The sequence below is a fragment of the Brevundimonas sp. Leaf363 genome, from assembly GCF_001424025.1.
Classification (GTDB): Bacteria; Pseudomonadota; Alphaproteobacteria; order Caulobacterales; family Caulobacteraceae; genus Brevundimonas.
Genome location: NZ_LMPZ01000004.1, coordinates 239,080 through 260,013 on the forward strand (window position 1 = coordinate 239,080; position 20,934 = coordinate 260,013).

16 protein-coding genes are annotated in these 20,934 nt (G+C 68.7%); 4 read left to right on the top strand and 12 right to left on the bottom strand.

The features are described from left to right. Positions 1 to 87: 87 nt before the first annotated feature. The 4 genes from ASG17_RS13620 (at position 88) to ASG17_RS13635 (ending at position 7,031) form a co-directional block, all read left to right on the top strand. Positions 88 to 2,154 (top strand): glycoside hydrolase family 97 protein, encoded by a 2,067-nt coding sequence (locus tag ASG17_RS13620; RefSeq protein WP_056104880.1) that lies wholly within the window; start codon positions 88 to 90, stop codon positions 2,152 to 2,154. Further along, positions 2,154 to 3,674, top strand: a complete 1,521-nt coding sequence (locus ASG17_RS13625) for an MFS transporter (RefSeq protein ID WP_056104882.1) — start codon at positions 2,154 to 2,156, stop codon at positions 3,672 to 3,674. The genes ASG17_RS13620 and ASG17_RS13625 overlap by 1 nt, the downstream gene beginning before the upstream one ends. Beyond that, positions 3,674 to 4,621 (top strand): alpha/beta hydrolase, encoded by a 948-nt coding sequence (locus ASG17_RS13630; protein ID WP_056104883.1) that lies wholly within the window; start codon positions 3,674 to 3,676, stop codon positions 4,619 to 4,621. Before ASG17_RS13625 ends, ASG17_RS13630 begins: the two co-directional genes overlap by 1 nt. A 76-nt stretch (positions 4,622 to 4,697) precedes the next feature. Then, on the top strand, positions 4,698 to 7,031 hold the full coding sequence (locus ASG17_RS13635) for a glucan 1,4-alpha-glucosidase (RefSeq protein ID WP_056105080.1): 2,334 nt from the start codon (positions 4,698 to 4,700) through the stop codon (positions 7,029 to 7,031). Between the two features lie 107 nt (positions 7,032 to 7,138). Here ASG17_RS13635 and ASG17_RS13640 read toward each other — a convergent pair whose 3' ends face one another. The 12 genes from ASG17_RS13640 to ASG17_RS13695 all read right to left on the bottom strand — a co-directional run bounded on the left by ASG17_RS13640 (position 7,139) and on the right by ASG17_RS13695 (position 20,906). Then, positions 7,139 to 7,837, bottom strand: coding sequence for a TorF family putative porin (locus ASG17_RS13640; RefSeq protein ID WP_235560463.1), 699 nt, complete (start codon positions 7,835 to 7,837; stop codon positions 7,139 to 7,141). Between the two features lie 89 nt (positions 7,838 to 7,926). Continuing rightward, positions 7,927 to 9,279 (bottom strand): ammonium transporter, encoded by a 1,353-nt coding sequence (locus ASG17_RS13645; RefSeq protein ID WP_056104886.1) that lies wholly within the window; start codon positions 9,277 to 9,279, stop codon positions 7,927 to 7,929. A 251-nt stretch (positions 9,280 to 9,530) separates the two neighbouring features. Continuing rightward, entirely contained in the window at positions 9,531 to 10,631 is a 1,101-nt protein-coding gene (gene leuB / locus ASG17_RS13650) for a 3-isopropylmalate dehydrogenase (protein ID WP_056104888.1), read from the bottom strand. After that, the gene (leuD, locus tag ASG17_RS13655; RefSeq protein ID WP_056104890.1) at positions 10,628 to 11,221 is read right to left on the bottom strand and encodes a 3-isopropylmalate dehydratase small subunit; all 594 of its coding nucleotides are present in this window, start codon (positions 11,219 to 11,221) and stop codon (positions 10,628 to 10,630) included. The genes leuB and leuD overlap by 4 nt, the downstream gene beginning before the upstream one ends. 149 nt (positions 11,222 to 11,370) lie before the next feature. Further along, on the bottom strand, positions 11,371 to 12,777 hold the full coding sequence (gene leuC, locus ASG17_RS13660) for a 3-isopropylmalate dehydratase large subunit (protein WP_056104892.1): 1,407 nt from the start codon (positions 12,775 to 12,777) through the stop codon (positions 11,371 to 11,373). After that, a complete protein-coding gene (locus ASG17_RS13665; protein ID WP_056104894.1) occupies positions 12,777 to 14,012 on the bottom strand; it encodes a 2-isopropylmalate synthase in 1,236 nt (411 codons plus the stop codon). The genes leuC and ASG17_RS13665 overlap by 1 nt, the downstream gene beginning before the upstream one ends. Further along, entirely contained in the window at positions 14,009 to 14,269 is a 261-nt protein-coding gene (locus tag ASG17_RS13670; protein WP_056104896.1) for an ACT domain-containing protein, read from the bottom strand. The genes ASG17_RS13665 and ASG17_RS13670 overlap by 4 nt, the downstream gene beginning before the upstream one ends. Beyond that, complete coding sequence (gene ilvG / locus ASG17_RS13675; RefSeq protein ID WP_200935090.1) at positions 14,269 to 15,975, bottom strand: acetolactate synthase 2 catalytic subunit; 1,707 nt, start codon at positions 15,973 to 15,975, stop codon at positions 14,269 to 14,271. The genes ASG17_RS13670 and ilvG overlap by 1 nt, the downstream gene beginning before the upstream one ends. Before the next feature lie 29 nt (positions 15,976 to 16,004). Further along, a complete protein-coding gene (ilvC, locus tag ASG17_RS13680) occupies positions 16,005 to 17,018 on the bottom strand; it encodes a ketol-acid reductoisomerase (RefSeq protein ID WP_056104899.1) in 1,014 nt (337 codons plus the stop codon). Positions 17,019 to 17,021: 3 nt separating this feature from the next. Then, on the bottom strand, positions 17,022 to 18,779 hold the full coding sequence (locus ASG17_RS13685; protein WP_056104901.1) for a dihydroxy-acid dehydratase: 1,758 nt from the start codon (positions 18,777 to 18,779) through the stop codon (positions 17,022 to 17,024). A 376-nt stretch (positions 18,780 to 19,155) separates the two neighbouring features. Further along, positions 19,156 to 20,277 carry an aminotransferase class I/II-fold pyridoxal phosphate-dependent enzyme gene (locus ASG17_RS13690; protein ID WP_056104903.1) on the bottom strand — a complete coding sequence of 374 codons (1,122 nt, stop codon included), beginning with the start codon at positions 20,275 to 20,277 and terminating at the stop codon, positions 19,156 to 19,158. Continuing rightward, positions 20,274 to 20,906, bottom strand: coding sequence for a NeuD/PglB/VioB family sugar acetyltransferase (locus tag ASG17_RS13695; RefSeq protein WP_056104905.1), 633 nt, complete (start codon positions 20,904 to 20,906; stop codon positions 20,274 to 20,276). The genes ASG17_RS13690 and ASG17_RS13695 overlap by 4 nt, the downstream gene beginning before the upstream one ends. Between the last annotated feature and the right edge of the window lie 28 nt (positions 20,907 to 20,934).

Consider the following 20,934-nt stretch of genomic DNA (forward strand, 5'->3'; position numbering starts at 1 on the left):
TGCTGCAAAGCTTTCATCGCCATTTCTGCCCATTCCACGGCGCCCTTTGCAAGAGGCGCCGAGAAACATCATCGAGGAGGAACGCCCATGCTGAGGCGCACGCTGCTGGCCACGACGGCCACGATCTTTTCCGCGTCCGCCGGCGGGGCTTTCGCCCAAGCCGCGCCGCCTGCTCCGGCCGTGGTCACCGCCGCCTCGCCGGGCAATGTGCTGTCGGTCGTCGTGACCACCGACGGCGACGGCCGCCCCAGCTATGCGGTCAGCCGGTTCGGCCGGCCGGTCATTGCGCCGTCGCGTCTCGGTTTCCTGCTGACCGATGCGGTCAAGCTGGAGCGCAACTTCAACATCACCGCAGATCCCGTCACGACGCATGACGAGACCTGGGAGCAGCCTTGGGGCGAAGAGCGCCGCATCCGCAATCACTACAGCGAGCTGCGCGTCCACCTGACCGAGCGCACGGCGCTGGGTCGCCGGGTCGATGTGGTCTTCCGCCTGTACGATGACGGGGTCGGCTTCCGCTACGAGTTCCCCGAGCAGGCCAGCCTCAAGACCGTGCGCATCGGTGCGGAGCTGACCGAGTTCAATCTGGCCGAGGGCGGCGTGGCCTGGTGGTCGCCGGCGCTGGAGTGGAACCGCGAGGAGTACCTCTACAACAAGACGCCGGTCGCCGAGGTGGGCGTCGCCCAGACGCCGATGACGGTGAAGCTGAACTCAGGCCTGCACGTCGCCTTCCACGAGGCGGCGCTGATCGACTACGCCGGGATGAACCTGCGTCACACCACCGGCAACGGCCTGCGCGCCGATCTGACGCCGGGGCAGACGAACGCCCCGGTCGTGCGCGAGGCGCCGTTCAACACGCCATGGCGGACCATGCAGATCGCCGACCAGGCTGGCGGCCTGATCGAAAGCCATCTGATCCTGAACCTGAACGAGCCCAACAAGCTGGGCGATGTCTCGTGGTTCAAGCCCATGACCTACGTCGGCGTCTGGTGGGAAATGCACATGGAGACCGCCACCTGGGGCTCTGGTCCCAAGCACGGCGCCACGACCGCCAACGTCATGCGCCACATCGATTTCGCCGCCGCCCACAACATCGGCGGGGTCCTGGTCGAGGGCTGGAACAAGGGCTGGGACGGCGAGTGGTTCGGCAACGGCTTCGACTTCAGCTTCACCGAGGCCTACCCCGACTTCGATATCGAGCGGCTGGCCGCCTACGCCCGCCAGAAGGGCGTGCAGATCATCGGCCACCACGAGACGGGCGGGAACGCCTATGTCTACGAGCAGCAGATGGACGCCGGCTTCGCCCTCTATGAACGGCTGGGCATCCATTCGGTGAAGACGGGCTATGTCTCCGACGCCGGCGGCGCGCGGGTGTCGGACGGCAAGGGCGGCTGGACCTTCGCCTGGCACGAAAGCCAGGCCATGGCGCAGCACCACATGCGAGTCGTCGAGGCGGCCGCGCCGCACAAGGTGGCCATCAACGCCCACGAACCGTTCAAGGACACAGGCCTGCGCCGGACCTATCCCAACATCATCAGCCGCGAAGGCGCGCGGGGCATGGAGTACAACGCCTGGGGCAACCCGGGGAACCCGCCCGAGCGCGAGGTGAACCTGGTCTTCACCCGCCTGCTGGCCGGACCGATGGATTTCACGCCGGGCGTCTTCGGCATGCGCACCCGCGCGCCGGACGGCGTGGCGACCACCTGGGCCAAACAGCTGGCGCTCTACATCGTGCTCTACAGCCCGATCCAGATGGCCGCGGACCTGCTGGAAAACTACGAGGCCAACCCCGGCCCGTTCAAGTTCATCGAGACGGTGGCCACCGACTGGGACAAGACCGTCGTGCTGAACGGCGAGGTGGGCGACTACGTCACCATCGCCCGCAAGGACCGCAACTCGGACGACTGGTTCCTGGGCTCGATCACCGACGAGTTCGGACGCGAGCTGGAAGTGTCGCTGGGCTTCCTGGACGCCGGCCGCCGGTACCGCGCCGAGATCTATCGCGACGGGCCGGAGGCAGACTGGAAGGGCAAGCGCGAGGACATCGTCATCGAGACCAGGGAGGTCACGGCGGCTGACACGATGCTGCTGCGTCTGGGCGCCGGCGGCGGCCAGGCCATCAAGTTCGTCCCGATCGGTCGCGGGCGCCGCTGATGACCGCCGTCACCCCTGGGACAGCCGTGGCCAGTCGGCCGCGGCTGGGCAAGCTCGCCATCTGGAACATGTGCGTCGGCTTCTTCGGTATCCAGATCGGCTTCGGCCTGCAGAACGCCAACGCCAGCCGCATCTTCCAGACCCTGGGGGCGGAGGTGGATTCGCTGGCGATCCTGTGGATCGCCGCGCCGCTGACGGGCCTTCTGGTCCAGCCGATCATCGGCCATTTCAGCGACAAGACCTGGGGGCCGCTGGGGCGGCGGCGGCCCTATTTTCTGGTCGGGGCGATCCTGACCACGCTGGCGCTGGTCGCCATGCCGAACAGCCCGACGCTGTGGATCGCCGCCTCCATGCTGTGGCTGATGGACGCCTCGATCAACATCACCATGGAGCCCTTCCGCGCCTTCGTCGGCGACAACCTGCCGGAGGAGCAGCGCACCACCGGCTATGCGATGCAGAGCTTCTTCATCGGGGCCGGCGCGGTGTTCGCCTCGTGCCTGCCGTGGCTGCTGTCGAACGTCTTCAACGTGGCCTCGACGGCGCCTCAGGGCGTCGTGCCCGACAGCGTGCGGATCAGCTTCTACGTCGGCGCCGTCTGCCTGCTCAGCGCCGTCCTCTGGACCGTCTTCACGACCAAGGAATACAGCCCCGCCGAGATCGAGTCGTTCGAGCCGCGCTCGGATGACAGCCACGCGGCGCCGGTCCGGCCGCAGGGCGCCTGGTACCTGGGCGGCCTGCTCTGGGCGCTGGCGGGATCGGTCGGCTTCGCGATCGTCAACCTGCTGGGACTGGCCAAGGAGCTCTACATCCTGGCGGGCTTCGTCGCCGCTTTCGGCGTCCTGCAGATGGTCACGGGCGCCTTTATCGCCGCCCGGCGCAGCAACGCCCTGACCGAAATCCTGGGCGACGTCTTCGCCATGCCGGCCACCATGCGCGGCCTGGCGGCGGTTCAGTTCTTCAGCTGGTTCGCCCTGTTCTCGCTGTGGATCTACGCCACCCCGGCGGTCACCGCCGTCCACTTCGCCTCGCCCGACCCGACCAGCGCCGGCTATGCGCGCGGGGCCGACTGGGCCGGCGTCCTGATGGGCGTCTACAACGGCGTGGCGGCGCTGGCGGCCTTTTTGATCCCGGTGCTGGCCAAGCGCACCGGCAAGCGCGGCGCCCATGCGGTCAATCTGGCGCTGGGCGCGGCGGGCCTGATCGGTGTCTTCCTGATCCGCGATCCGAACCTGCTGTGGGTGCCGATGATCGGTATCGGCTTCGCCTGGGCCTCCGTCGTCTCCATGCCCTACGCCATCCTGGCCGGGGCCGTGCCGGGGCGGAAGATGGGCGTCTATATGGGCGTCTTCAACATCTTCATCGTGGTGCCCCAACTGGTCGCCGCGACCATCCTGGGCGCCGTCCTGAAGGCGGCGTTCGGAGACCAGGCGATCTTCGCCCTGGTCATCGGCGGCGTCAGCTTCCTGATCGCGGCCGGCCTGAGCCTGATCGTTCCCAAAGCGCCGCACGAGGCCGTGTGATGGATCGCCGCGCTCTTCTGGCGGGGCTCTCCGCCCTTCCTTTGACAGACTTGGCCTTCGCGACCTCGGTTCGCGCCGACGTCCCGACCGAGGGCCGGGTCATCGAGATGACGAACGTCCGCTCGGCCCACGTTCAGCCGCGCAACGTCACCGTCTGGCTGCCGCCCGGCTATGACAGCCAGCCGGATCGCCGCTGGCCGGTGCTCTACATGCACGACGGACAGAACCTGTTCGACGCGTCCAAGGCCTTTGCCGGCGAGTGGGGCGTGGACGAGCACGTCAGCCGGCTGGCCTCGACCGGCCAGATCGACACGCCGATCGTGGTGGGGATCTGGAACACGCCGCTGCGCCTGCGCGAATACATCCCCGCCGACCTGCTGACCGCCCTGCCCGCCGACATGCGCGGCGAGGTCCAGGCCATCTACGGCGGCGCGCCCCTGTCGGACCAGTACCTGCGCTTCCTGGTCGAGGAGCTGAAGCCGGCGATCGACCGTGACTACCGCACGCGGTCCGACTGCGGCTGCACCGCCATCATGGGCTCCAGCATGGGCGGGCTGATCTCGCTCTATGCGATGATGAAGTATCCGGCCGTGTTCGGCCGCGCCGGCTGCCTGTCGACCCACTGGCCGCTGCGCATCGACGCCATCGAGGATCCAGCGGCGCTGGCCGCGTGGCGCGACCGGCTGGTCACCGCCTGGACCGGCGTGGTCCGGGCCGGCCTGCCCGACCCGATGAGCCACAAGCTCTATTTCGACCGGGGCGACGAGACGCTGGATGCCTTCTACGCCGAGTTCCAGTCGGCCGTGGACCGCACGGTGCGCCTGGCCGGCTGGCCGTCCGACCGCTTCCGCAGCCTGGTCTTCCCGGGCGCCCAGCACAACGAGGCGTCCTGGAACCAGCGCCTCGACACGCCCCTGACCTTCCTGTTGCCAGCAGTCCGTGAGTAGTCCGATGACCTTCGCCCGCCGCCTGACCCTCTCAGCCGCCGCCTGTGCGCTGCTGTCCACCAGCGCCTGCGCCTCCATGAGCCCGGTGACCGCGCCGGTCGCTTCGTCGCCGCTGGTCGTCGCGCCGGTCGCACCCGGCGCGCCGGGCGCTGTGGCCACCTGGGCCAGCGCGGCCAAGACAGGCGCGGGCGCCAGCTATGAGGCCTATGTCGACGGCCGCTATCAGGACGGCGGCCCGACCGGGGCCGTGTCCAAGGTCTGGTTCTCGCTGGCCGACGGCGTCCTGACCGAGACGATGTACGGCCTGATCCACGAGGCCCAGATCAAGTCGCTGCGCTTCGGCGTCGTCACGCCAGGCGGCCTGTCTGTCGAAGGGACCGACACCACCAGCCGCACCGAATATCTGCACACCGACCGCGACGGCCGCCCCCTGTCGCCCGCCTATCGCGTCGTCACGACCGACAAGGGCGGCGCCTATCAGATCGACAAGCGCGTCTTCACGGACCCCGACCGCAACGCCCTGGTGCTGCGCGTCTCCATCACCGCCAAGTCCGGCCCGGTCACGCCCTACCTGCTGCTTGAGCCGCATATGGCCAACACCGGCGGCGGCGATCGGGGCGAGGCGGCGCCGGAGGCTCTGCGCGCCAGCGAGGGCGACGTCCACCTGACGCTGGCGCCGAGCCAGCCGTTCGAGGCGGCCAGCGCCGGCTTCCTAGGCGCGTCCGACGGCCTGACCGACCTGACCGCCAACCGCCGCCTGACCCGCGCCTACGCCTCCACCGGCGACGCGGCCGGCAGCGTCGTCCTGACCGGCGCCCTGCCGACGATCGCGCAGGGCCAAACCCTGACGCGCGACTATGTCATCGGCTTCGGCCAGAGCGCCGCCGAGGCGGACGCCGCCGCCGCCGCATCGTTCGCGACCGGGCTGGATGAAGTCGTGGCCCGCTTCAACGGAGAGGGCGCCCGCGTCGGCTGGGAGGACTGGGTCGGTTCGCTGACTGAACTGCCGCGCCTGGCCGCCCAGTCCACCGACGACGGCAAGCTGGCCTATGCCTCGGCCCTGATGCTGAAGGTGCAGGAGGACCGCACATACGCCGGCGCCCTGATCGCCAGCCTGTCCAACCCCTGGGGCGAGACGGTGGACGCGACCAATCCCTCGACCGGGTACAAGGCCGTGTGGCCGCGCGACTTCTATCAGGTGGCGATGGCGCTGATGGCGCTGGGCGACCGCGAGACGCCGCTGGCGGCCTTCCGCTATCTGCCGCAGGTGCAGGTGACGGCCCAGACGCCGGGCAATACCGGCGCGACCGGCTGGTTCCTGCAGAAGACCCATGTGGACGGCCAGATCGAGTGGGTGGGGGTCCAGCTGGACCAGACCGCCATGCCGATCATGCTGGGCTGGCGACTGTGGAAGGCGGGCGAACTGTCCGACGCCGAGCTGGCCGGCTTCTACAGCCGCATGATCAAGCCGGCGGCGGACTTCCTGGTGCAGGGCGGCACGGCCGGCATCCTGTGGAACGACCGCCGCATCACCCCGCCGTGGAGCCAGCAGGAGCGGTGGGAGGAGCAGGAGGGCTATTCACCCTCGACCACCGCCGCCGTCATCGCCGGCCTGACCACTGCCGCGGACATCGCCCGCGCCTCGGGCGACGCGCCCTCCGCCGCCCGCTACCAGGCCGCCGCCGACGACTACGCGTCCAAGGTCGAGGCGCGGATGTTCACGACGGCGGGCGAGTACGGCGACGGCCGCTACTTCCTGCGCCTGTCGCGCAACGAGAACCCCAACGACAAGGGCTTGCTGGGCGAGAACAACGGCCAGCCGGCCGAGCCCGAGGACCGCATCATCGACGGCGGCTTCCTGGAGCTGGTTCGTTACGGCGTGCGGGCGGCCGATGCGCCGTCGATCCTGGACACCCTGCCGGAGTATGACGATCAGGCGCGCGCGGATCGCTTCCGCGTTCGCTACGACCTGAACGGGGCGCCGGGTTACCGCCGCTACGGCAACGACGGCTATGGCGAGCGCACCGATACGGGCGGCGACTATGGCGTCGGCGGCGTCATGGCGCCGGCCCAGCGCGGGCGGGTCTGGCCCTTCTTCACGGGCGAGCGTGGGCATTACGAGGTCGCGGCCGCGTCGGCCAACGGTCCGATGTCCACCGAGGCCCGCGACCGGATCCGCCGCACCTACGTCCACGGCATGGAGAGCTTCGCCAATGAGGGTCTGCTGCTGCCTGAACAGGTCTGGGACGGGGTGGGCGCCAACGCCCACGGCTATCGCGACGGTGAGGGCACCGATTCGGCCACGCCCCTGGCCTGGACCCACGCGGAGTATCTGAAGCTGCTGCGCTCGCTGGCCGACGGCCAGGTCTGGGACCGCTACGCACCGGTCGCCGAGCGCTACGGACGCTGATCTGATCCCGACTCGAGACGCAGAAAGGGCCCGGCGTCGCCGCCGGGCCCTTTCCTTGTTCAGGCGTCAGGTCGAAGCCTCTGGGCTTCGGCCCGAGACGGCGCGCCTTAGAAGACCGCCTTGATGCCGCCGACGACGCGGTCGTCCGACAGCGGGCCGTCGACGTCCGAACCGTGGTAGCGCACGTCCAGCGAAACCGGGCCGAACAGGGCGTAAGACGCGCCCACGTTCCAGGCGGTGTAGTCGTCGCTGACGTCCAGCTTCTGCTGGCCGACGGCGCCCGAGATGGTCAGCTTGTCGAAGGGCGTGAAGGCGCCGTTCAGCTCGTAATAGACCGCCTCTTCGTCCGCCTTGCCGAAGAAGTTCGGCGAGTAGTAGACGGCGGCGCCGATGGTGGCCGGGCCGACGGCGCGCGAGGCGGCCAGCTTGGCTTCGGCGTAGTTGTAGCCCGAGCCGTTCGGATCGTTGACGTAGCCGTAGCCGATCAGGCCGACATCCCAGGCGAAGCCGGCGGCTTCGGTGCGGTAGCCGATGTAGGCGTCCACTTCGGCGTCGGTCGAATCATAGAAGTCGACGTTCGAGGCCCACAGACCAGCGTACAGGCCGCTTTCGGTGGTGATGTCGACGCCGCCCTGGATGGCCGGCTCTTCGTCCGTCTGGCTGAAGCCGCGGAAGACGTAGTCCGACACGACGCCGACGTTGAACGACACGTCCACGTCTTCGGCCGAGGCCGGAGCGGCGAAAGCCAGGCCGGCGGCGGCCAGGACAGCGGCGGCGGCGACGCCCTTCATGTGCTTGGTGATCATCAGTTTATCCCCTTGATGAGACAGTTGTTGTTTTTTGAAGCGATGGCCGGTCGGGGCGCGAGAGAGACGCCCCGACCGGGCCGGTGGTCTTAGTGGTCCAGGCTTTCGCCGTGAAGCGTCGTGTCCAGACCTTCTTCTTCGGCCGCCGCCGAGACCCGCAGGCCGACGGTGAACTTGCAGATGATCAGGATGATCAGGGTGCCGACCGCCGAGTAGGCGATGGTCCAGGCCAGGCCGATGGCCTGGGTCGGGATGTTGGCGCCTTCCGACAGGCTGTTGATCGCGGTGGAGGCGAACACGCCGGTCAGCAGGGCGCCCAGCAGGCCGCCCGCGCCGTGGATGCCGAAGGCGTCCAGGCTGTCGTCGTAGCGGAGCAGCTTCTTGATCCAGACCGACGAGATGTAGCAGACCGGGCCGGCGATGGCGCCGATGATGAAGGCGCCCTTCGGGTCCACGAAGCCGGCGGCCGGCGTGATGGCGACCAGACCGGCGACGATGCCCGACAGCATGCCGATCAGCGAGGCCTTACGCTTCTCGATCACCTCGACCAGCTTCCAGGTCAGGGCGGCGGCGGCGGCGGCCAGGATGGTGTTGATCAGGGCGACGCCCATCAGACCGTTGGCGGCGCCCGCCGAGCCGGCGTTGAAGCCGATCCAGCCGACCAGCAGCAACGAGGCGCCGATCATGGTCAGGACGGGGTTGTGGGGGGTGATCGGCTCGGTGCCGTAGCCCTTACGACGACCCAGGAAGATGGCGCAGACCAGGCCCGCGACGCCCGAGTTGACGTGAACGACCGCGCCGCCGGCGAAGTCCAGCACGCCGGCCGAACCGAGGAAGCCGCCGCCCCAGACCCAGTGGGCGATGGGGGCGTAGATCAGGACGGTCCACAGGGCCGTGAACAGCAGCAGCGCCGAATACTTCATCCGCTCGGCGAAGGCGCCGGTGACGAGGGCGGGCGTGATGATGGCGAATGTCATCTGGAACGTCAGGAAGACGAACTCAGGAATGCCCGGCAGCAGGGCATTGGCCGATTCCAGGCCGATCCCGTTCAGGAACAGCGCCTCGAAGCCGCCGATGTAGGGCTGCAGCGCCGGATCCGGGTTCACCCCGAAGGCCAGCGTATAGCCGATGGCGCACCACAGCACCGTCACCACGGCGAAGACGCCGACCGACTGGGTGATGGTTGCGATGACGTTCTTGCGGCGCACCATGCCGCCGTAGAAGAGGGCCAGACCCGGCAGGGTCATCAGCAGAACCAGGGCGGAAGAGGTGGCCAGCCACGCCGTGTCGGCGCCGTTCAGTTCAAGCGCGGCCTGGTGGGCCAGCAGTGCAGGAGCAGGGGCTGCCGCGTCCTGGGCGAAGGCGCCCCCCGCGTAAAACAGCCCCGCGATAAGGACGAGCAGAGCGGCTATCCCTGGTAGCCGATTCCAGACGTGCGACATGATGTATTCCCCAAATGCGACCTTCGCAGTTGCGAAGTGTTTACTGCAAAGCCAGGGGGCGCAAGGGGCCGGGTCATAATCGTTGCAAATTTATTGCCATTCCGTGGCCGATACGCTTCACCTCGGAATGATAATGCTGCCATTAGCGAGATTGCCGCACGATTTCGCGTAACACCGGCACTGAGCAGGTGCGATATTTCGTACCTGCTCAGACGAGGCTTCTGTCCGTCGTCGGAGCTTGCCGCGCGAGGCTACGCCCAATGCATCTGGACGCGGTGCGCCGCGGCCCAGTGGATAGCCCGGATGGCGTCGATCACCGCGCCGGCCGCCGCTCGGGTGCCGAGTTCGCCGCCCAAGTCGGTCGTGACGGCGCCGGCGGCCAAGACGGCGGCGACGGCGGCCTCGACCGAATCCGCCTCGTCCTCCAGCTTCAGGCTGTGACGCAGCAACAGGGCGGCCGACAGGATGGCCCCGATCGGGTTGGCCTTGTCCTGACCGGCAATGTCCGGCGCCGAGCCGTGGATCGGCTCGAACAGGCCCGGGCCTTCGGTCCCCAGCGAGGCGGAGGGCAACAGGCCGATCGAGCCGCCCAGCACCGAGATTTCGTCGGACAGGATGTCGCCGAACATGTTCTCGGTCAGGATGACGTCGTACTCGCGCGGCTTGCGGATCAGGTGCATGGCCATGGAATCGACGAGGGCGTGCTCCAGCTCGATCTCCGGGTATTCCTCGGCGCCGATACGGGTGACGACCTCGCGCCATAGGCGGCTGGTCTCCATGACGTTGGCCTTATCGACCGAGGTCACCTTGCCGCGACGCTGGCGCGCGGTCTGGAAGGCGGCGCGGGTGACGCGCTCGATCTCGACCACCGTGTACTCACACAGGTCCGAGGCGCCCTTTTCGTCGCGCGTCTTCTTGCCGAAATAGACGCCGCCGGTCAGTTCGCGGAAGACGATCAGATCGACGCCCTCGACGATCTCGCGCTTCAGCGGGGAACGATGGGCCAGGACGGGCGAAACCTGCAGCGGCCGCAGGTTGGCGAACAGTCCCATGGCCTTGCGGATGGCCAGCAGGCCTTCTTCGGGCCGGCGTTTGCCACCATCCCACTTGGGTCCGCCCACGGCGCCCAGGAAGACCGCATCGGCGGCCATGCAGGCGTCGGCCGTTTCCTGCGGCAGAGGCTCTCCGGTCGCGTCGATGCCGGCGCCGCCGATCGCGTATTCGCGGAAGCGGAAGTCGTGGCCGAAGAAGTCGGCGATGACCTCCAGCACCTCGCGCGCGGCGGCGGTGACCTCGGGGCCGACGCCGTCGCCGGGCAGCAGGGCGATGTTGAAGGTCTGGGGGGAGGTCATGCGGCGGTTTCCGGTTCGTGGGCGCGCTCGAAGGCCTCGATCGCGGGCATATGGGTCTGCAGCCAACCCAGGGTGTCTACCCCGTTCAGCAGGCATTGGCGGGCGAAGCTCTCGACCTTGAACGGCACAGGCGGGGCGTTGCCGCGCCGCACCTCGCCGGCCTCCAGATCGATGGTCACCGGCTGCTCCGGGTGGGCCGCCAGATCGTCCCAGACGGCCTGGTCCACCACGATGGGCAGAAAGCCGTTCTTCAGGGCGTTGGAGGTGAAGATGTCGGCGATCTCGGTCGAGATCACGGCCCGGAAACCGTAGTCCAGCAGCGCCCAGGGCGCATGCTCGCGCGACGATCCGCAGGCGAAGTTCTTGCCGGCCAGCAGGATGCGCTGCTCTGTCGGATCGATGCGGTTCAGGATCGCTTCCGGCTTGGGCGACCCGTCCGCCTCATAGCGCCAGTCATAGAAAGCCGCCTTGCCCAGACCCTCGCGCGTGGTGGTGGTCAGGAAGCGCGCCGGGATGATTTGGTCGGTGTCGATATTGGCCTGGCTGAGCGTCAGGGTCCGCGAGGTCAGGGTCTTGAACGGTTCAGACATCTTCACCACCGCTCATCCCGGCGGAAGCCGGGACCCAGTTCTGATGCGAAACGGCGCGGCCCCCATGAGCCTCTTCGGATTGATGCAGTGCTCCGTCGACCAAAGCACTGGATCCCGGCTTCCGCCGGGATGAGCGGAGATGTTGCGGATCACGCATCGGCAGCCTCCCGCAGATAGGCGGTCGGATCCGTCAGCACGCCGGCGATAGCGCTGGCCGCCGCCGTGGCCGGGCTGGCCAGGATGGTGCGAGCGCCCTTGCCCTGGCGGCCCTCGAAATTGCGGTTGGAGGTCGAGACCGCCAGTTGCCCCGGCTGGACGAAGTCGCCGTTCATGGCGATGCACATCGAACAGCCAGGCAGACGCCATTCGGCCCCGGCGGCGATGAAGACCTGATCCAGGCCCTCGGCCTCGGCGTCGCGGCGCACGGCCTCGGAGCCCGGCACCACCAGCATCCGAACGCCCGGCTTGACCTGACGACCGCGCAGCACGTCGGCGGCGGCGCGCAGGTCCGGAAGGCGGCCGTTGGTGCAGCTGCCGATGAACACCACGTCGACGGCTTCGCTCGTCGTCGCCTCGCCGGCGGTGAAGCCCATATAGGCGATGGCCTTGCGGTCGCTGTCGGACGACGGCTGCGGCACCGGCGCGCCGACCGGAGCGCCCGCATCGGGCGTTGTGCCCCAGGTCGCCATCGGGCGGATGGCTGCGCCGTCCAGCACCACTTCCTTGTCGAACTCGGCGCCCGCGTCGGTGACCAGCGTCAGCCATTCGGCGGCCGCCGCCTCATAGTCCGCCGGCACGTTCTTGCGGCCGCGCAGCCAGTCGATGGTGGTCTGGTCCGGGGCGATCATGCCGGCCCGGGCGCCCGCCTCGATGGACATGTTGCAGAGGGTCATGCGCCCCTCCATGTCCAGCGACCGCACCGCCTCGCCGGCGTATTCGATGACATAGCCGGTGCCGCCGCCGAAGCCGATTGCGGCGATGACGGCCAGGGCGACGTCCTTGCCGGACACGCCGGGGTTCAGCCGGCCGGTCACCGTCACGCGCATGGCCTTGGCCTTGCGCTGCAGCAGGCACTGGGTCGCCAGCACATGGCCGACTTCCGAGGTGCCGATGCCGAAGGCCAAGGCCCCGAAGGCGCCATGCGTCGCCGTATGGCTGTCGCCGCAGACGACCGTCATGCCCGGCTGAGTCAGGCCCAGCTCCGGCCCCATGACGTGTACGACGCCGCGGTCCTCACTGCCCCAACCCGCCAGGCGGATGCCGTGACGGGCGCAGTTTTCTTCCAGCGTATGCACCTGATTTTCGGCCTGCGCCGTCGCATAGGGCCGCTTGCCGTCCGGACCGGCCGGCAGGGTCGGGGTGGAGTGGTCCAGGGTGGCGTAGGTGCGGTCCGGACGGCGCACCGGCAGGCCGCGCGCCTCGATCTCGGTGAAGGCCTGCGGGCTGGTCACCTCGTGCACCAGGTGCAGGTCGATATAGAGCACGCCCGGCGTCTCCGCCGTTTCCGGCGTGACGACGTGGCGGTCCCACACCTTGTCGAACAGGGTCCTTGGCATCAGCCCGCCGCCGCGTAGACCGGTTCGGGCGTTCCATCCACCGCCGCGATCACGCCCAACAGCTCGGCGTCGTTGATCTCGCCGATCTCGTCGGCCCGGCGCTTGAAGCCGGCCAGCACCGCCGCCAACTTCTCGCCGGTCAGGACGTGGCCCAGAACCTCGGCGCGCTTGGCCACGGCGTGACGGCCCGAGTGCTTGCCCAGCACGAACCAGCTGCCCTCGAAGCCCACGTCCTGCGGACGCATGATCTCGTAGGTGCGGCTGTCGGCCAGCATTCCGTGCTGATGGATGCCCGCCTCGTGGGCGAAGGCGTTGATGCCGACCACCGCCTTGTTGCGGGCGATGACGGTCTCGGTCAGTTCGCACAGGATCTTGGACGCGCGCACCAGGTGGCGGGTGTCGCAGCCCGTCGTGACGCCATAGCGGTCCTCACGGACCTTCAGCGCCATGACGATCTCTTCCAGCGAGCAGTTGCCGGCGCGCTCGCCGATGCCGTTGATGGCGACCTCGACCTGACGCGCGCCGCCCATCACCGCGCCCAGGGAGTTGGCGACCGCCATCCCCAGATCGTCGTGGCAGTGAGCCGAGAAGATCACGTCCGGGTGGCGACGCTTGATGCGGTCCGCCAGGGCGGCGAAGCGCTCGCGCACCTCTTCCGGCGCTGCATAGCCGACGGTGTCGGGCACGTTCAGCGTCTGGGCCCCCGCATCGGCGGCGGCCTCCATGATATCGGCCAGGAACTCGGGCTCGGTGCGGAAGGCGTCCTCGGCCGAGAACTCGACGTCATCGAACATCGACCGGGCATATTCCACCGAACGCACCGCGTTGGACATCACCTCATTGGTCGACATCTTCAGCTTGGCGGTGCGGTGGATCGGGCTGGTGCCGATGAAGGTGTGGCAGCGGCGATGCGACCTGGGCGCATGCTGCAGGGCGCGATAGCTGGCGTCGATGTCGGCCTCGTTGGCGCGCGACAGCGAGCAGAAGATCGGCCCCTCGACCTCGCCGGTCACCCGGCGAATGGCCTCCTCGTCGCCCGGCGAGGCGGCGGCGAAGCCGGCCTCGATGACATCGACGCCCAGGTCGCGCAGCACCCCGGCCAGCTTGACCTTGGCGTTGGCGGACATGGAGAAGCCCGGCGCCTGTTCGCCGTCGCGCATCGTGGTGTCGAAGACGATGACCCGGTTCGGATCGGCCGCCGCGATCTCGGCGGTTCTGGATACTCGATCGCTCATGCCGCCGCCGCCTCGGTCGGGAAAGCGGACACCTGACCGATGCGGGTGCATCCATACAGGCGGTCGATCTGGCGGCCCAGGTTTTCCGTGCAGCGCGCGTCGTCGCGGCCGCGAACTCGCATCTGCACACGGCGCAGCGCGCCCTCGTCGGCCAGGATCAGGCCGTCGATGTGGAAGCCGCGGCGCTCCACCAGGCCGATGAGACGCTGAAGCGAGCCGTCGGCCCGATCGATCTGGACGTGGATCGTGTCGCTCATTATGCGCGCTCCATCATTTCAGCGTTCGACTTGCCTGGCGGCACCAGCGGCCAGACGTTTTCCTTGGGATCGATGACCACGTGCGCCAGGCACGGGCCGTCGGCGGCCAGCAGACGATCCAGGCCGGCTTCGACCTGATCGCGGCTGTCGATGCGGAAGGCCTCGACGCCGAAGGCTTCGGCCACCTTCACGAAATCCGGATTGTCCGACAGATCGATCTCGGAATAGTTCTCGGCGAAGAACAGCTCCTGCCACTGGCGCACCAGGCCCAGCGACGAGTTGTCGATCAGCACGATCTTCAGCGCGATGCCGTAGCGCTTCAGGGTCGCCAGCTCCTGGATGTTCATCATGAAGCCGCCGTCGCCGGCGATGGTGACCACCGTCGCGGACGGATCGGCCAGCTTGGCGCCGATGCCGGCGGGCAGGCCGAAGCCCATGGCGCCCAGGCCGCCCGAGGTGATGTGGGCTTCCGGCTTGGAGAAGCGGCAGTGCTGGGCGGCCCACATCTGGTGCTGGCCGACGTCGCAGGCGGCGACGAAGCTGTCACCGGCCTTTTCGGAGACCATCTTCAGCAGGGCCGGCGCATAGACGCCGTCGCCCGGCGCGTCGTAGCGGACGGCGTTGATGGCCGACTGCTCGGCCGTGTGCGCGCGCCAGGCGTCGATGGCGAAGGTCTCGCCAGCCAGCTGCTGGTTCAGCGCCGCCATGCCGTCCTTCAGGTCGCCGACGACCGAGACGTGGGCGGTGCGCAGCTTGCTGATTTCCGAGGCGTCGCGGTCGAAGTGGACGACGCGGGCGTTCGGCGCGAACTCGGCCAGCTTGCCCGTGGCGCGGTCGTCGAAGCGGGCGCCGAAGACGATCAGCAGGTCGGCGTTCTGGACCGCCTCGTTGGCGGCGCGCGTGCCGTGCATGCCCAGCATGCCCAGCATGCCCGGTGCGTCGGTCGGGATGGAGCCCAGGGCGTTCAGGGTCGAGACCGCCGGGATGCCGGTGGCCGCTGCGAAGGCGCGCAGCTCATCCACCGCGCGGGCGATCTTCACGCCGCCGCCGATGTAGATCAGCGGACGCTCGGCTGAACGGATCATCGCCGCCGCCTGATCGATGGCGTCGTGGTCCAGCGGCTCGACGTGGTTCGGGCGATGGAAGCCGTAGTCCTCGGTCGTCTGGGCGAACTGCACGTCCTTGGGCAGGTCGATCAGGACCGGACCCGGACGGCCCGAGGCGGCGATATGGAAGGCTTCCTCGACCGCGGCCGGGATGTCGGCCGGGTCGCGCACGATGACCGAGTGCTTCACGATCGGCAGGGTGACGCCCAGGATGTCGATCTCCTGGAAGGCGTCGGTGCCCATCAGGCCCTGCGCCACATTGCCGGTGATGCAGACCAGCGGCACCGAATCCATCATCGCATTGGCGATGCCGGTGACCAGGTTTGTGGCGCCGGGACCCGAGGTCGCCATGCACACCCCGACCTTGCCGCTCTTGCGGGCATAGGCGTCGGCGGCGAAGGCCGCGCCCTGCTCGTGGCGGACCAGGATGTGCTTCAGCTTGGATCCGGCCAGGGCGTCATAGACCGGCATGATCGCCCCGCCCGGATAGCCGAACAGCACCTCGACCCCCAGGTTTTCCAGGGTCGAGATGAGCAGCCGCGCGCCGCTTTGAGGGGCGGCGTCTGGCTTCTGCTGGCGGGCTGGCGCGGTGGCGCTCATGACGGTCACTTAGGCTTTCAGTCTCAGGCTTAGGCGGCTTCGGATTTGGGCGTCTGCAGCCAGGCCATGCGCTCGCGCAGCTTGGCGCCGGTCTTCTCGATCGCCTGTTCGCTGTCGTCCTTGACCCAGGCGTCGTACTGCGGCTTGCCGGCGTCGTTCTCGGCGATCCATTCCTTGGCGAACTGACCGGTCTGGATCTCTTCCAGGATGGTCTTCATGCGGGCGCGGGTCTCGTCGTTGATGACGCGCGGGCCGGACTTAACCGAGCCCCACTTGGCGGTCTCGGAGATGAACTCATTCATCTTGGTGATGCCGCCTTCGTAGAACAGGTCCACGATCAGCTTCAGCTCGTGCATGCACTCGAAATAGGCGATCTCGGGCTGATAGCCGGCGTCGACCAGGGTGTTGAACCCGCTCATGACCAGCTCCTTGGCGCCGCCGCACAGGACGGCCTGTTCGCCGAACAGATCCGTCTCGGTCTCTTCGCGGAAGGTGGTTTCCAGCAGGCCGCCGGTCGCGCCGCCGTTGCCCTTGGCGTAGCCCATGGCGCGGTCGCGCGCCTTGCCGGTGACGTCCTTCTCGATGGCGAACAGCGACGGCACGCCGCGGCCACGCTGGTACTCGCGACGGACCAGGTCACCCGGACCCTTCGGGGCGACCAGGATCACGTCCATGTCCTCGCGCGGGGTGATGCGGCCGTAGATGATCGAGAAGCCATGCGCGAACAGCAGGGCCGAGCCCTCCTTGGCGTTCGGCTCGATGACGGTCTTGTAGACCTCGGCCTGGGCCATGTCGGGCGTCAGGATGGCGATGATGTCGGCGCCCTTGACGGCCTCGGCCGGCTCGGCGGTCGTCAGGCCGTCGGCCTGGGCGTTCTTCCAGCCCTTGCCGCCTTCACGGACGCCGACGACCACATCGTGGCCCGAGTCCTTCAGGTTCTGGGCGTGGGCGCGGCCCTGCGAGCCATAGCCGATGACGGCGATGCGCTGGCCGGCGATGGCGCCGGGGCGGATGTCGTCGTTCGTATAGATGGTGATGGCCATGGTTCAGGCGTCCTCTCGGATGGTCGTTCCGGCGGCGCCGGTCTGGAATTCAGCCGGAATCTGAGCCGGCGGCGGGTTGGGAATGGTCACGGCGCCCTGGGCCGCAGAGGCGACCGAGGCGCGGTATTTGGCGAAGACACCCCTCGCCGGGCGGGCGGTCACGGGAGCGAAGCCCGCCCGGCGAGCCTCCAGATCGGCGGCGACGTCGATCCGGCGGTTGGTGACGTCGATGGTGATGCGGTCACCATCGCGGATCAGAGCGACCGGGCCGCCGACCGCCGCTTCGGGCGAGACGTGGCCGGCGACGAAGCCGTAGCTGGCGCCCGAGAAGCGGCCATCGGTGATCAGGGCGACGTTGTTCACGCCGCGACCCTTCAGGGCGGCGGTGACCTGCAGCATCTCGCGCATGCCCGGCCCCCCCTTGGGGCCTTCGTAGCGGATGATGATGACGTCGCCTTCGCCCACCGAGCCGTCCTGGACGGCGTGGAAGGCGTCTTCCTCGCTGTCGAAGACGCAGGCCGGGCCTTCGAAGCGGTCGACCTTATGGCCGGTCAGCTTGATGACCGCGCCGTCGGGCGCGACGTCGCCGTAGATGACGGCATAGCTGCCGCGCTCCATGACCGGACGGGTGAAGTCGGTGACGACCCGCTGGCCCGGCGCCTCCTCGGCCTCGGCGGCCTCGGTGAACAGGCTGCGGCCCGAGACGGTCGGGGTGTTGATGATCTTGCCGGCCTCGGCCAGGCGCTGAGTGACCAGACGCGTGCCGCCGGCGGCATACAGGTGCGAGGCCAGGAAGCGGCCGCCCGGCTTCAGGTCGCAAATGACCGGCGCCTCGACGCAGGCCTGGTGGCAATCCTCGACACCGAAATCGACGCCGGCCTCCGCCGCGATGGCGGTCAGGTGCATGACCGCATTGGTCGATCCGCCCGAGGCCGAGACGGCGATGGCCGCGTTCTTCAGGCTGGCCTTGGTGATGTATTTGCGCGCCGTGTCGCCGGCGAAGACGCGCTCGACGATGATGCGGCCGCAGCGTTCACCCTCTGCGCCCTTGGCGGGATCGACGGCCGGGACGTCATTGGCGCCCATCGGCGAGATGCCCATGACCGTCAGGGCCATGGCCATGGTGTTGGCCGTGAACTGACCGCCGCAGGCGCCGGCGCCGGGGCAGGCCGCGGCTTCGACTTCCTTCAGGCCCGCATCGCCCAGCGTGCCGGCGCCGTGCGCGCCGATGGCCTCGAAGACCTCCTGGATCGAGATTTCCTTCGTGCCCACAATGCCCGGCAGGATGGTGCCGCCGTAATAGACCAGTCCCGGGATATCCATCCGCGCCAGGGCCATAGCCGCCGCCGGAATGGTCTTGTCGCAGCCGACGATGGCGACGACGCCGTCCAGCTGGTGCCCCTCGATGGCCAGCTCGATCGAGTCGGCGACGACTTCGCGGCTGATCAGCGACGCCTTCATCCCCGGCGTGCCCATCGAGATGCCATCGGTGACGACGATGGTGTTGAAGTCGACCGGATAGCCGCCCGCCGCGATGATGCCGGCGCGGACGTCCTTGGCCAGGCGGTCCAGGTGCATGTTGCACGGGGTGACCGTCGACCAGGTGTTGACGATGCCGATCATCGGCTTGTCGAAATCGGCGTCCTGCATCCCCGCCGCGCGCAGATAGGAGCGCGCCGCGGCCCGGTTCGGGCCGTGCGTCACCGAGGCGCTGCGCGCGTTCGGCGTCTTGGGGGCGGAAGGGGTTGATTCTTGCGTCATTATCTTAGGTGTTCAGGTCGTCAGTTATGAAAAACCCCGCTGCCGGGACCGGAAGCGGGGTGGGTGCCGTCGAGCCTGAGGTTGAGTTCAGGTCGCGTACATCCACGCCGCCACGCTAAGGAGGAGGCTGAGGAGGAGGCTGAGGACGGTTACGACCGTAATGGAGACGGCATCGACCGATGGCCGGACGCGCGCGATCGCCACGGCCTTGGCGCGGCGGGCGGTCTGAATGTGGCGCGACGACGGGTTCACGGGTGGCCTCGAACTGATGTCGTTAAAAAACCACGCAGCGGCCTGGGAAGCAACCCCAAACGCAACAAAATTGCGTGGCGTATGGGTCGCGGCTGACAATGGCGGCAAAAACCACCTACTGAGGCTATATTAACGCCGTTCTGATGGCGTCACATATCCGATCAATGGTGAGATCATCCAGGTCGGAGCCGGATGGGAGGCACAGGCCTCGATCAAACAGATCCTGGGCCGTGGTGCCGCCCGCGACGATCGCCCTCGCAAAGACCGGTTGCAGATGCATCGGCTTCCACACCGGCCTCGCCTCGATCCCGGCCGCATCGAGGACAAGCCGCAGACCCTCGCGATCCAGCCGCCCGCCCGGCTCCAGCAGCACCACAGAAAGCCAGCGCGTGTGACGCCGCCCCTCGGCCTCGGGTGCGAACGACAGCCCCGGCACGTCAGCCAGCCGGGTGCGATAGCGCTCGAAGATGGCGCGCCGCCTTGCGACCTTGCCCTCGATCCCCTCCAGCTGGGCGATACCCAGCGCCGCCGACAGGCTGGACAGGCGATAGTTGAAGCCGACCTCGGCGTGTTCGTAGTGGACCGCCGGCTCCCGCGCCGCCGTCGCCAGCTTGCGCGCCCGTGCGATCAGGTCGCCGTCGTCGGACGCCAGCATGCCGCCGCCGCCCGTGGTGATGATCTTGTTGCCGTTGAAAGAGAAGGCGGCGCACGACGCACCCGGCCCTACGTGGCGGCCCATGTAATGCGACCCCACGCTCTCGGCGGCGTCCAGCACCACGACCGCGCCGTGCGCCTCCGCCACCGCCCGGATCGCATGCAGGTCGCACGCCTGGCCATAGAGGTCGGCCGGCACCACCGCCCGGATCGGCCGCCCCTCGCGCGCCGCCATGACGCAGGCCTCATCCAACCGCGCCGGGTCCATGCCCCAGCTATCCGGTTCGCAGTCGATGAACACCGGCTCGGCCCCGACGTAGCGGATCGGGGCCACGCCGCCGATGAAGGTCAGGGTCGGCGCCGCTACCCGCGCGCCCGGCTCCAGCCCCAGCATGTGCAGCGCCAGATGCAGCGCCGCCGTGCCGGACGACACCGCCACCGCGTGCTGCATGCCGGTGTAAGCGCAGAACTGGGCCTCGAACCGCTCCAGGTACGGTCCCAGCGGCCCGACGTAGCCGTCGTCGAACGCCTGCACGATCAACTCGCGCTCACGCGATCCGATATCCGGCGTCGAGAGCGGCACGCGGCTCATCGTTCGACCGCCCGCGCCGGGACGCCCAGCACTGTGACGCCGTCCGGCACGTCACGCGTCACCACGGCGCCGGCGCCGACCACCGCCCCCGCGCCGATGCTCACGCCCTGCAGCACGCGCGCGCCCAGGCCGACCAGAGCGCCCTCGCCCACTCTTACCCCGCCCGCCAGCGCCGCCCCCGGCGCCACATGGGCGAAGTCCTCGACGCGGCAGTCATGCTCGATCACGGCGCCGGAGTTGATGATGACGTGTCGTCCGATCACGGCGCCGACCTGCACCAGCGCACCCATGCCGACGAAGGCGCCGTCGGCGATATCAGCCCCGGGATCAACGACGGCGGCGGGATGGACAACGGCGCGCCACGAGCGCCCCGCCAGCCCCTCGACCAGCGTCCGGCGCGCAGCGTTGCCGCCCAGCGCCGCATGGACCGGGCCGGGCCGCAAATCCGGCACACGCCCCAGGATCGCGGTCCCGCCGAGATGCTCGCCCGGTTCGAACGGCCCGTCGTCGAACACGCCCGGCGACGCCGTCCCCAGCGCCCTCAGCGCGGCGGCGACCACGCGCGCCTGACCGCCCGCCCCCAGAATCCAGGGGCCGACCGGCGCAGCGTCTGCGGGGGCGCGACTCATGTCTGCAATCTCTCCGCATTCCGCCCCG